This window comes from Sphingobacterium sp. UGAL515B_05, assembly GCF_033097525.1.
Classification (GTDB): Bacteria; Bacteroidota; Bacteroidia; order Sphingobacteriales; family Sphingobacteriaceae; genus Sphingobacterium.
This window is the reverse complement of record NZ_CP109907.1, coordinates 3,456,273-3,470,337: the sequence shown is the minus strand read 5'-3', so window position 1 is coordinate 3,470,337 and position 14,065 is coordinate 3,456,273. Positions and strand designations below refer to the sequence as shown.

The 14,065-nt window shown below is 40.1% G+C and carries 7 protein-coding genes; 1 reads left to right on the top strand and 6 read right to left on the bottom strand.

Going from position 1 to position 14,065, the window contains the following annotated elements; all coding sequences use genetic code 11:
- Positions 1–36: 36 nt before the first annotated feature.
- From OK025_RS14140 to OK025_RS14115, 6 genes are all read right to left on the bottom strand, one after another.
- On the bottom strand, positions 37–1,347 hold the full coding sequence (locus OK025_RS14140; protein WP_317664630.1) for a SusC/RagA family TonB-linked outer membrane protein: 1,311 nt from the start codon (positions 1,345–1,347) through the stop codon (positions 37–39).
- Positions 1,335–3,044 carry a SusC/RagA family TonB-linked outer membrane protein gene (locus OK025_RS14135; protein ID WP_317664628.1) on the bottom strand — a complete coding sequence of 570 codons (1,710 nt, stop codon included), beginning with the start codon at positions 3,042–3,044 and terminating at the stop codon, positions 1,335–1,337. Before OK025_RS14135 ends, OK025_RS14140 begins: the two co-directional genes overlap by 13 nt.
- 705 nt (positions 3,045–3,749) lie before the next feature.
- A complete protein-coding gene (locus tag OK025_RS14130) occupies positions 3,750–5,765 on the bottom strand; it encodes a DUF2264 domain-containing protein (RefSeq protein ID WP_317664626.1) in 2,016 nt (671 codons plus the stop codon).
- 4 nt (positions 5,766–5,769) lie between these two features.
- A complete protein-coding gene (locus OK025_RS14125; RefSeq protein WP_317664625.1) occupies positions 5,770–7,107 on the bottom strand; it encodes a BNR repeat-containing protein in 1,338 nt (445 codons plus the stop codon).
- A 46-nt stretch (positions 7,108–7,153) separates the two neighbouring features.
- Complete coding sequence (locus OK025_RS14120) at positions 7,154–8,401, bottom strand: DUF2264 domain-containing protein (RefSeq protein WP_317664624.1); 1,248 nt, start codon at positions 8,399–8,401, stop codon at positions 7,154–7,156.
- Positions 8,402–8,409: 8 nt separating this feature from the next.
- Positions 8,410–9,525 (bottom strand): glycoside hydrolase family 88 protein, encoded by a 1,116-nt coding sequence (locus OK025_RS14115; protein WP_317664623.1) that lies wholly within the window; start codon positions 9,523–9,525, stop codon positions 8,410–8,412.
- A 382-nt stretch (positions 9,526–9,907) separates the two neighbouring features.
- Between OK025_RS14115 and OK025_RS14110 the strand changes: the two genes are divergently transcribed.
- Positions 9,908–13,972, top strand: a complete 4,065-nt coding sequence (locus OK025_RS14110; protein ID WP_317664622.1) for a response regulator — start codon at positions 9,908–9,910, stop codon at positions 13,970–13,972.
- Positions 13,973–14,065: the final 93 nt, after the last annotated feature.

Here is a 14,065-nt window from a genome sequence, read left to right as displayed (position 1 = left end):
TGTATATAATTGATTTTGAAAAATGATGCGGTATCGTTAAAAACTAAGGTTAATCCCTAAAACATAAGTCCTCACCATCGGATAGTTAATTGCATCGTTCGTGGATCCACGTGTAATATCACGTGCCTCAGGATCCCAGCCCAACCAGTTGGTCCATGTATACAAATTGCGCCCACTTGCATATACCGTCAGGCCCTGCACACCAATTTTTTCGACAAGCTGTTGCGGCATTGTATAGCTTAAGGTCACGTCTTTCAATCGGGTAAAACTCGCATTTGAAGGAAAACCATAACCATGAATATTGGAGTGATTCCCCAAAGAACGCCATTCGTTGCTTTTGTTTTCCGGTGTCCAATATCCCAGTGCCGCTGGTGTACTGCGACGTCCCATCTCATCCGACGCCCCGCCAATCTGCGGATTATTACGTAATGCCCCTTGTACTGTATTTATAAAAACATTAAGCGTAAACGCCTTATATGTAAACGAATTTGTCAAACCTGCAGTCCACTTCGGCGCAGTCTGTCCCAGAACAGATCGATCACCATCATCAACTTTTCCATCAGCATTTAAATCGGCTAATTTAAGATCTCCCGCTTGCGCAGCATCATCCCAACCTTTATTCGCGCCAGATGCAATCTCATCCTCCTGCCAGATACCAACTTTCGTGTAATCATAAATTACGCCTACGGGCTGACCAATAAACCATCTATTGCCCAAATCCTCCTTACCATTGCCATACACTTCAGTAATTTTATTTTTATTACGGGAGAATACCAATGTACTTGACCAGTTAAAATGATCCTTCACAATATTTTTTGTATTCAAGGTCAAGTCTAAACCAGTATTCTGCAATTTACCCATATTGGAATATACATTCACAAAACCAGTTAATTTTGGCAAAAGTTGCTGCAATAGCATATCATAAGTACTGGATTTATAGACATCAATACTACCTGAGATCCGATTATTAAATAGTCCAAAGTCGACGCCAGTATTTAAACCTTTCGTTTTTTCCCACTGCAGATTATCATTGCCCATCAACGTACGAATATTTAAAGCAGTCGTCGATAAACCGTTCATTGCCATAGGATTGGAATTCATTAAGAATTGGGTCTGATAAATACCGATCGCCTCATTTCCAGAAAGTCCATAAGAAATACGCCATTTTAAATTGCTGACAATGTGTTTTGTATTCTGCATGAAAGATTCATTATGAATATTCCATGCCGCTGCTGCCGATGGAAATGCACCATATTTATTGTTTCTTCCGAAAACAGATGCACCATCCCGGCGGACAGTCAAGGTCAACATATAGCGGCTATCATAAGCATAATTTAAGCGACCCATTTGTGAAATAGAACGGTATAAATCTGCAGTAGACGAAACTTTTTGCGTTGAAGCAGCCCCAAATTTCCCCATCCTAATGCATCGTTAGGAAATACCTCTCCTGTTGCAATTGCTTGTTGCCAATATTTGCTCTTTGCGGCATATAACCCCGTGAAGTCAATATGGTGCTTACCAAAGTCTTTGGTATAAGTCAATATATTCTCTACGGTATAGGACTGTGTTTCACTATTGGTAATACGTCCGAGCCCAGCAAAATTATACACAGACTCCCCTTCATATTCATTGTTCCTGACAGGTATATAGGAATAACCTGCATTCAATTTGTACTTTAATCCAGCTAATGGCTTGTATAATTCACCAAAATTTAATTCTGCATAGCCATTCAATGAAATATTAAATTGTCGGCGTTGCGGATCCAAGGTAGTCGGCAATAATGGATTAGACCATAATTGCTCCGAATACATGGGATACTGTGTTAACGAACCGTCCTCGTTATACATTCTAGCGTAAGGACTCATTGCCGCAGCCTGCAAAAGATTTGCCCGTCCACCATCCCTATTATGCGCGACGATAAATGAAGATGTACCTACTGAAAGATACTTTGTAGCCTTAAAATCGGTATTTGTCCGAAAAGAGTATCGTTTGTAATTGTATCCCAATAGCACCCCTTTTTCGTTTAGATAGTCTCCCGAAACAAAATACTTTGCATTTTCGCTTCCGCCAGACAAACTCACATTATGATTTTGTACAACGCCAGTCTGCATAACCGCATCCAACCAGTCTGTTGTCACACCATTTGCATAATTGTCATATTCATATTGATTACGTACCGGACCACCGTTGTATAAACTTGTATTAGTAATCCGTGCGTACTCGGCATAACGCTTTAAAAGCTCTTCACCTGAAACTGGTTCGAGGATATGTGCAACATTTTCCACACCGCCGTAACCACTATATCGAATCGAAGGTTTTCCTGAAACCCCTCTTTTTGTTGTAATCAGAATGACACCATTAGAACCATTCACGCCATAAATCGCTACCGCAGATGGATCTTTAAGTACTTCGACAGACTCTATATCATTGGGATTGATATCGTTAATTGACCCATCTGTACGCGACAATGGAATTCCATCTACTACGATGTAAGGTTCAGAATTTGCATTGATTGAATTTCTACCACGCACCTGTGCAGAAGGAGCATCTCCCGGAATCGATGATGCCTGTGAGACTGTCACATTGGATACCGCTCCCTGAATAGCTTGCATCACATTGTTTACAGGAATTTTTGAAAGACGGTCTTTGGGAACCGAAGCCACTGATCCCGTTATGTCTGATCTCTTCTGGCTACCATAACCTACCACAACAAGCTCTTCCAGCACATTTTCTGAAGGCAGAAGCGCTATATCCAAATTGGCCTGTTGCCCAACCGTAATCTGCTTCTCCTGAAATCCAACTGACCTGATGATTAAGGTACTTCCAGCGGATACTTGAATCACAAAATTCCCCTGAGCATTTGTCTGTACTGTTTCTGTACCACCTTTGACACGAATTGTAACACCTGCAATGCCCTTTCCTGAGGTGTCTTTAATGATCCCTTTCACATTTGTGCTCTGCCCATAACTGGACATAGCGATCAAAAAGAGACTATTCAATAAGAGTCCCCTTTTTGTGTATCTGTTATAGTAATGATTTAACATAGTTTGTTTAATAATTGATTTGGTTAGCATATTATTCTCTAAGTGCTTCTGGGATCAACCTAGCAATGCCAGAATTTCCAATGGATATTCTTTCAATTTGAATTCATAGACTGTTGTTTATAATTGGTGTTCTTGTTACCTAATGAAAATAGCGCGCATATTTTCCCGGATAAACAAGCAAATAATCTCGTCAAACAGTATCGTTAGACTTAAGACAAAAGTAGCTGTGAAGTGAAATCAGTGTGTTTGATTTTAGTTCAATTGAGTTGAAATTTGCTTCAAAACACCGAAAAAAGCCATCATTGAACATGTATAAACTGATTCCGTCAGACTATTAGAACCTCATTTGTATGGAGCTAAGACAAGAACCTCAAAAAGATCTTATCAGAAAAGCAGAGCCAAGCTCAAGGCAATTTGATTTGAGGTTTCGGTTTCATAGTTGAAAACCGGTTTATTCGGAAAGAAGCTGTTGGCAATTAAAATTGAACATACGTGTACCAAGTAGTATCTAACACCAAAGTTTAACCAATATTTAGACAATAATCAGTCAGTAGCTAGTCAGTCTACACTGAATCATCACTGAATCATCACTGAACGATCACTGAACAAACAATGAACAAACAATGACTAAAGAGCGAATTTGGCCCTCATCTGATAGACATTTATTGCGGTGGCTTTCTTTTTATCCTCTTGTTTTTGCACAGGCTATGGGAGAATCTCAAATACGTGTCTTTCTCCATTTTGCCACCGGATCTCCACTTTTTTATCCGTCGCTTTCAATTGCGGGAACAACTCGTCATTCGCCCATTTTTCCCCCGACCTTTTCCACAGCTGCAAAGTAACATACCATTTTTCTCGTGGTCTCCCTTCCTGTACAAAACAATTCAACACGGCACTCTCCTCGGCTACAGGATGAAGCCCATGACAGCTTATGCTTTCTATTCCCTGCCAGCCCATTAGCCTCACCATAGCCAATTGGTACTCGCCATTATCTAAAATCATCGCCTCCTGCCCTTTATACTGAAGTTTATGCGTTTGAATAGGTTTATCTTTCCATTTTGGAAGGGCATAATGCCCTAAACGAAAGATCAAAGGTTTGTTCGAAAGTACTTGATCACATCTCAAAAATCCATTTTCCAATGTCATCTCCGATAAAGCCACATGCACAGTCGTGTCCGAGGCTAAGGTTGCGAAACGACGATATATTCCCTGCTCATAACCTTTAAATTGATAGATACGAAGTGATTCCCATTTCTTCGAACTGTTTTGAAAACTGTAATTCATTGAAATTTCTCCGTTCTTTCCATCAGCCTGCCAAGGAAATGCACTGCTATACGATAGCTTATTATAATTTTCTGTTCCTTGGTAATAGCCCACTTTCTCGCTTGAGTTCCAAGAACGAATTTCCGAAGCGCCAATTTTATCATAATCAGTGATAAGGATTTCAGCACCTTTAACATAGGTATTTAATACCTTTGCTCCAGGAATTTTATTATCCCAATCACCTAAATTTTCCGGTGACGTCCAAAACCCACTATCTTCAGGAACTAAAAGACCTAGAAAAAACTTTCCTAACCAGTATGCACTTCCCCGGCAGCTATACTCCTGCACTGCGGGATCAAAAGGACCATAAAAACCAAGATTTGGAACACCATCTGAAAGAAAATCTGGGTTTTCTAGAAACTGTAACAGCGTGCCTGACGCAATTCGCCGCATCCAACCATAGTTAATGGACGGATCATCCAGTACCCCCAATAGTGGAAAAGGGACAGCGGCCCCCATACGATAAGAAATACTACGCCCCCACATAATCATTTCACCATTACGACTAAATAAATAAGGATAGCTTTTAACAACGTCCCGTAGGTTCGCCTTAAATCGAGCCGCAAGTTCAGGATACATTCTATCGCCATAGTTATTTGCCCATATTGTCCCATAGAGCTGAAAAGCCCACATGCTGTAGTAATCATAATATGGACTGTCATTATACCATCCATCGCCACGATAGTCTTTTAAGCATTTTTCCAAAAGATCCCTGATATAATCCTCTCGGACGGCATAGCCTCTACTTTTAAAAAAACTTAGGATCATGATATTGAAAAAGCGCCAATTCATCTGTATCGTTGGCCCATTGCCATAACTTAGCATGGTCTGGGCGAGCGCATTTTTTGTATGTGCTGTCAAAGGATCCCACAGCACTTCTGGAGCAGCCATCAGTGCAACAGCTAAACCGCCAAATTCCACCAGCTTTTGACTTGGCCCTCCATCTTTGGGAAGTGGAGCAATATAACTTTCAGAATTCTCGTCCAATAGCTGTTCCAATTGATGCCGATAATAATCCGCCACACGAATATCTCGAATCCTATAGTCAGCATTTTCCTTTAAAAGTGGGATAGCTATGAAAAGCGTGCGGCACAGCCCCTCTAATCGTTCCGTTTCGTTGTGCACCCCATCTCTGGGATAGCTACGTCCAGGCTGTTTGGCAAATAACATGGGACTATTAAGATCTTGAACCTCTGAAAAAGCCCCTTCTAACAAATAGGACGCTGCATCCAACCAATGCTGGCGTGTCAGGCCAGTATATGGGCTTCTTTTAAAGTCTGGATTTTTAAGCTCAAAAACCGCTTTTGTCTGCGCCTGTACAATCGTTCCGAAGCCAACAAAAAAACAAACTATCTTCAAAATTCGAGATATCTGCTGTTTTATTTTCATATTTTTCATCTCCTTATTTTTTTCTGGTTTTATCGCGCCACTCCAGCACTTTGACGGTTGTCGGAGCAGTTTCCGCTAACCCCTCACCATCCTTTTGGACCGTAGCCTGTACGAATAATGCTATCTTGCGTTTTTTTCGCCACAGCTCAGTATCATATGTAGGTTCCCAAGATCCTACAGATTCATCACAAAGATCAACAGGATCATTCGCTTCTCGCTGCATCCCCTGTAAGGTCAAAATCGAAGGCCGATATCCCCTTTCCTGGTCTCGAAAAATCAGCGTTAAGGCAATTCTATCATCTTTACCCCGGACCAAGAGCTGCGGTCTAGCGATAGGAATCTCTTTTGTTCCACCACCACTTAAGCTAAATGAGGTCCTTCTAAAATCAAAAGAGCGGACTTTCCATTCGCTGTCCTGCAAATAAATAACTTTATATTGTGGAATCCGAGAACCTGGATTACGCCAATAACTGGCTATAAAAGGATTTCCCTTGTCGTCAGCAGCGATTGATGTCTGATTAATCAGTTCGTGCTGCTGCGGTATACGGGCAGCATATTCTACGGTAGATGCTTTCATCGGCAGATTATATCTCGTTCCATTGCTGCGCTCCCAGGTTAATCCGCCATCTTTTGAACAGGCATACGCCATATCATGATTACTTGCCACATTTGGGCTTTCACGCCAGACCCAAGATAGATGTATCGTTCCCTGATTATCAACATAACTTTGCCAATACGCATTTCTCTTTCCTTCACCATCAATCAAGTTGCTATGAATACGTTTCCATTGCTGCTGTTTCACGTCATAGCTATTCACCACGAGATTGCCATTGCCCGATCCCCCATCCCGATATAGAAATAGCAGCTGGCCATTAGGCAGTTTTAAAAATTCGGGGTAAGTCACCTGTGTTTCATTTCGACCTACCATAACCTGCTCATAACCAAGCACGAGGCTATTAGGATGAAGAGAACGTGCATACCTCAATCGACTGTCATGCTGATCCCAGCATACGTGAAGATATCCAGCCTTGTCCACCATAATGCTGATAACATTGTGTGCATCTTCGGCATGGCCAGTATAAGCGGTACGCCGCAACTGCCAAGTCTTTCCCGATAGCAGACGTCGGCCTAAAACGACATATCCCTCGTCGTCATAATAAGATATATACTGATACTTACGGTCACTTGCTAAGGAATTTTTGCGAAATACAGCCGTATTAACCGTATTCTTTGCCCATCCGCTCCCCGCTATTGTTTCCTTAATTTTTTGTCCCTGCACCTGACAGAGAAATAATTGGGATACAAAACAGAGCATCCCTATTCTTAAAATTTGACTAAGATATCTTTTCATTCATTTTCTTAATTGAGCCTTTAATGCTCGTTTCATAGGTACTGTATTAGCGAATGCCCTTGCTATGATCTGTATTCCAATCCTGTCCTGACCAGACACGTTTGGCACTCCAATCTGTAACTTCACTTGTCCAGAAAGGATCATCATCCGGCAGCCCCAAAGGCAAAAAAATCACCGAACAGAGGTAAGGACTTCCTTGATTATTGTAAGAATCGGCGAGACCAGGTTGACTACCATACATGCCCAACGTCAACCAGCCATTTTGATAAGTACTTGGATTCTCTGTTGTTTTTTTTAATACAGCAGACAGCGCTCCACGGACCTGCCCGTTTGTCAGTTCTCTTGGGAGTCGCTTCTTAAACGCCATGTCTGCCAAGTGATGAAAGGCCGCGGCCCTATAAATTACGGATCTTCCTGTTGGCGGAAAACTACCGTCTGCATTGATCAGCCGCTCTTGGATAATAGCATAGCGTTCGTTTCGAAGCCTGATTTTCGCAAACATGTTATCATAGTTCGGGGTTTTCAATTGGATCACATCCATGATACCCCCCAAAAAAGGATGAATCACATAACTATTATAGTAATCGAAAGCATACTGTGGGCCATCCATATACATACCATCACCAACATACCATTGTTCCAGTTGCTGCAAAGCATAGTCGACACGCATGACATCCCAATCCTCCGAATATTTGGCTAAGAACGCTTCATTCATCGCCGAGAAAAGCAACCAATTTGAATATGCTGGACGAAATTGCCGCGTAATCTTTATCGATGCAATTAAATTCTTTTTGGTTTGATGATCAAGGTGATCCCACAGCCATGGACTTCGCATAAAACCTAAAGCAATAAAGGAGGCATCTACAAGTTGTTGCCCCCCAAGATCAAAACGCATAAAATCCCGTGCGTTACTATCCAATGCATTTTTAAGTGCTTGAATCGTCCAAATTCTATATTGATCACGTAGCTGTCTTTCAGCGACAGAACCACCATCCAATGAAAGCCAAGGGGTTATACCAGACAATACTCGTCCCAGTACCTCAACATATTGCACTTTGATACGATGTTCTCTGTTATCCACATGATTTGATGTTGTCTGCGGCATGTTTAATCGTAGGCTATCATGGGCCAAGCTCCGCAAAACAGGACGTAGCATACGATCCATTTCTTGAAGCCAAAAAGTTCTCCCTGTTTCCTCATTACCTGTAGATTTCTGCTTTACAATTTGGCCCTTGACAAACTGAACTGCCAACAGCAACAGAAAAAAAGGTAAAACTCGCATCTTAATTTTCATAGCTTATATTATTTTTTATCGAGATAACGGTACATTTCTGTACCGGCCAATAAGAATGCACCTACACCAAATGGAGCCGTAGAGTTCGCGTCGACCACTTGGCCGGGGATAGCTTTCTCACCGATAGGCTGCACATATCCGATTCTTCCGTCATCCTGCAGAGCAATTTGACTCAGGTAGTGCCAACCTTTAAGGGCGGCCTGAGAAAACTTCGGATTCAAGAGTACGCCTTGGTTAATTCCCCAGAGTAGACCATACGTAAAGAATGCAGTACCGCTAGTTTCCCTCCCCGGCGCATGATCCGGATCCAACATGCTCCGCGTCCAAAACCCTTCATCCTGTTGGCAGCTTATGATCGCAACCGCCATTTCTTTGAATCTTCGTTGATAATAATCGTAATGTTTATCCTGCTTGGGTAGATCCTGTAAAACTTTCGCTAAGGCCGCGAACACCCAACCGTCACCTCGCGCCCAAAAATCCTTTTTGCCATGGAGGCTTCTGTGTTTTGGATAAACATATTTTGCGTCACGATAGTATAACTTATCCGTCCTATCGAACATAATACTATCCGCATAGGAGAAATAGGTATACATTTTATCCAGATAAAGTGGATCTTGGGTCAATTTGTACATTTTGGTCATGACTGGCATAACCATGTAAAGACCATCTGCCCACCACCAATAATCAGTATTGGGTGAATGGATCTGATAGTCCATAACTTCTTTCGCCCGAGCTATCTTTTCTGGACTTGGCGATAAATTATAAAGATCAATATAGGTCTGGAAACAAATCTGCCAATCTCCAAAAAGAACATAATCATCCGTTTCACCATAGCTATATTTCCAATCTTGCCTGTTGGTTGATTTAGCACCTTTCCAACCATTGAACCTTGCCCAATCTTCAGCGTATTTCAGATCGCTTTTTGAGCCTGAAATCTTATAGAATTCCATATTTCCAGTATGGTAGGCCGCCTGGTCCCAAAATGCCCAAACCTCTGGCTTGTGATGCGATTGCCAATACCGGTTTGCACTTTTAAGCTGAGAAAGGACAACTTCTTTTTTTAGTTTCTGTCCAAAAGAGAAATTTCCGATAAACAATAGGCATAAAATAAAATTGATACGCATGTCTTAAGATTTATAAGTTTTGATTCCCAAACCGGGATAAACAAAACTACTTCAAATCGCTGTGTAAGATGTTTGAATAGAGACTAATCATGACCCAAAATGGGATCAATTTACGTCTAAAAGGCCAATCTATCGTATTTAAGAGCTCTATTTTAAATAAACGTACAATATACACTTATTTAAAAAACATTTGTATCTTTAATCCATATAAACCTAAAAATATTCAGTTGGACTCTTTCTTTTCACGGTACGATAGGGATGTTATTGAAGCACAATTACACCTTCTCAGATTTAAGCCCTAAAAAATTGAGCACAGAAACTGTTACTGCGATAAGAAGTTTACCTACACTGGATTGGACTGGTGAAATAAAAAACTATTAAGATGAATGCAAGTATTAAGCAGATTATCACATTTTTGTATCTATCTCTATCCCTAATAACTATTGTATATAGTCAACAAATGGGACTCAACCCTGTGACAAAAAATTATGAGCTTCCCTCTCTAACGATCAACCAGACTATTCAAGATCAAGAAGGATATATTTGGTTTGCATCCACACAAGGATTAAGTCGTTATGATGCGTATAACATACTCAATTTTAAACTTAGAAACACGGAAGGCAAAGTAACCACCCAACAATCTATTAGGACGCTGATAGAGTTGGGTAACAAGCTAATTTTAGGCAGTGAGAGTGGGGTTTATGTTCTCGATAAACATAATTATAGGGTATTTCCACTACAGGATTCACGCGTCAATACAGTTCGCGTCAATACGATGATGGTAGATCGTCAAAAGAGGCTCTGGATTGGAACAGACAATGGCATCTTTATTTATAATAAAGACTTAACCCCTTTGACGGAAGCTCAAAGTTCGCAGCTACTCAATAATCTAATGCGCGGTAAAACAGTTAATATGATCTTTCAAGACAGCCAGACCAACATCTGGATCGGTGTGTGGGGATCGGGCTTGTTTAAACTGAATCCCGACAGCAGCACACTGCGCTCTTACCCTAGACTCGGTCAGCGCAACAACCCATTCAAAATCATGGAAGATGATCGGGAGCAGCTATGGATATGCACGTGGGGAGATGGAATTTATCTATTCAACCCACAAGATCCAAATAATCCATATAAGGAAATTGAAATCAAAAATAAACGACGTAATGTCGGCAAAGAAGATCTATTTTACAACATTATCCAGGATCGAAGTCGCCAATACATTTGGGTACTTTCTTTTTCGGGGATATCTACACTGCAATATCACAATGGACTAGTGCAGGAAATTGATCTATCTAGTTATTTCGACAATACGACAAATATCTTCAACGATATCTATCAAGATAGACACGGGACATTATGGCTCGCTATTGGAGGAAAAGGGGTCTCCATGTTTAGTTTCGATAAACCTCTTATAAAAAACTATAGTTTCAAACAGATCAAAACTTTATACAGCATTGCTCCAAACCTAAATATGCTCTATCGGGATAATACAGGTATTCTGTGGTTTAACCTTGAAAGATTTGGTTTTGGGAGCCTATCGCCTAAAACAAATCAGTTAAATACCTATAGTAATTCCAATTTTAGGGATTTGATCTCGATACGTGCCGTAACTTGTGCGATGGATTTCGGACAGGAACTGTGGGTAGGATCCGCCTATGAATCTTCAATCAATATATTCCAGAAAACTAACAATAATATCAAATTCTTACAAAAAATAGATCTAGCAGGTCAGGTCGCCCACGGGGGAATACCTTCATTTTTCTTCACGGACAAACAAAAACGACTTTGGATTGCCACAACAAAAGGCTTGCTCCTGAAAAGATCGGAATCAGAAAATATAGCAGTCATCCATACAATAAAAGATCAACCAGTAGCCATTGCCCAAGATAATCAAAACCATATATGGATTGCAACCAAAGAAAATGGGATCTATTGCATAGATAATCGAGATTTAAGGTCTTTACCCATGCATATCGGTAAAGAAACCTCAGGGTTAAAAAGCGACCAGATCGAAACCATGGATGTGGATAAGGATGGGAATCTATGGATTGGTACCAAGGATAATAGGTTGATTAGCTATCAACCTACAACTAAGAAGGTAACGGAAATTGCCAATACGACATTATTTGAAAAAAACCAGCTGCTTGACATCGTTTGTCTTGATCATTATACCTGGTTGTCTACGACCCGAAACATATACAAAATTAACCGCCTAAGCAAAGATATCAGTGAATTTTCAGCATCAGATAGTCTTCAGGTCAACATGTTTTCAAAACGGGCTTTCGCAGTAGATAAAACCAGTAATACCGTTTACTTCGGTGGTTACAATGGAGTTGTGCAACTCAACGATTATAGCATTGTGCCCAATTTCAAAGAAAAAGTTCTTATTTCAGACATAAAAATTAATAATAAGTCCATTATTTTGGAATCAAAACAGGGAATATTCAGCGATTCCCCCGCTAAATTGACCTTGAATCCCCAAGATCAAAACATTGAAATATCCTTCTCGACCCTACCTTTTACGCAGGAAGGAAAAATCCGTTATGCTTATAAATTAGAAGGCGTAGACAAAGAATGGATCTATGCTCCTCGAGATCGGATCTTTGCAACATATAACAATTTAAGTAAAGGGAACTATCGATTTTTAGTCAAATCAACCGACTTGTACAATAAGTGGAGTACAACTTTTACTCAAATTGAAATAATAAAAAAGCCTTCATTCTACGAAAGCAATTTAGCTTATTTTTTATACACATGTATTTTCGCTGGGGTTGTCTTCTTTTTTATTAATTATTCTTTCAAGCGTTTAAAATTGAGTGGTGATCTAAAAATTGCCCAAATTGAAAAAGAAAAGACTAAGGAGCTCGCGCAGTCCAAACTCAGTTATTTTACCAATATTTCACACGACTTGCTTACGCCGCTAACTATTATATCCTGTTTAGTTGATGACGTTCAGATGACTACGAAAAATAGTTTGGAACAATTTGATAAAATGCGCCTTAATCTAAGCCGGCTAAAACGGTTGCTCCAGCAAATCTTAGATTTCAGAAGGATGGAAAACAATGGTATGAAGCTACAAATCAGTGCATCCAACTTCCCCTCTTTTGTTACTCAATTGGGAGCCATGCATTTTGGTCCAATTGCCAAAAAGAAAAATATCGATTTTGAAATTCAACATGGAGACTGTCCCGAAATCCTTTTCTACGATGTCGACAAAATCGATAAAGTTCTTTTCAATCTCTTATCAAATGCATTTAAATATACCGAACAAGGTGGAAAGATTACACTTTCTTATCATGTGGAGGAAGGAATAGATTCCAGTAGACTCTTTATTTATGTTCGTGATAATGGCGTAGGAATATACCCCGAGGACGTCGATAAAATTTTTACCGCTTTTTACACCAATAATTCTACAAAGCATCTTGAAAGTAATGGTATTGGACTTTCGGTAACCAAACAACTGATAGAAGCTCATCATGGTGCAATCCATGTGGAGAGTCAAAGAAGTATTGGAAGTATGTTTCAGATCACGATTCCGATCGATAAACAATATTACTGCAAGAAAGGAATAGAGGTGATGGAACAACCATTTGTCGAAGAAATTAAAACGACCATTATTGAATCTGATACCGACGACCAGCGACTATCAAAAAATATACTACAGCCCAGACTTAACCTGCTGTTAGTGGAAGATAATGAAGAGCTTCGTTCAACCATGGCTAGAATTTTAGCACACAATTATCAGGTCCATATCGCACATAACGGTCTTCAGGGATTAGAAGTCCTCGAAAATACAGAAATTGATATTATTGTAAGTGATATTATGATGCCCGAGCTCGATGGACTCAATTTTTGTAGGATCTTAAAATCAAACGCAGAGCTAAACCATATTCCAATTTTGCTCTTAACAGCCAAAAATAGCATTGAAGATCGTATTGAATGCTATCAAGCAGGCGCCGATGGTTATATCAGCAAACCTTTTGAGATTAAAGTTTTAGAAGCCAAAATCCAAAGCTTCATCATCAATAAGCGTTGCCGACAACGCGTTTTTCAAACGAATACACAGATTAATATAGCAACACTTGATCACACGCCTTTAGACGAAAAGTTTGTGCATAAGATGATTCAGGTTATCCAGCAACATCTTTCGGACGATCAGTTTGATGTAATCAAACTTGGGGATATACTAGGCTTATCCAAATCGACTCTGTATCGAAAGACAAAAGTTTTATTGAATGTATCTCCTAGCGAGTTTATTAAAAACATACGACTAAAACATGCTTGTCAAATCATGGAAAAAGATCGGTCCATTTCAGTGAGTGAAGTGGCTTTTGAGACTGGTTTTTCAGATCCGCGTTATTTCGCAACCTGCTTTAAAGCGGCATTTGGCGTAACTCCAAGTGAGTTCCAAAAAAACACAGTGGAAAACACCTTTATTCCCTCATAATTTGAATAATAAGATCCTGTTTAAAAATACGAAAGGAATTTTAAACAGGATCTTTTTGCCGATGACTATCTTTTGTTTCCGGTTTTCATTGTA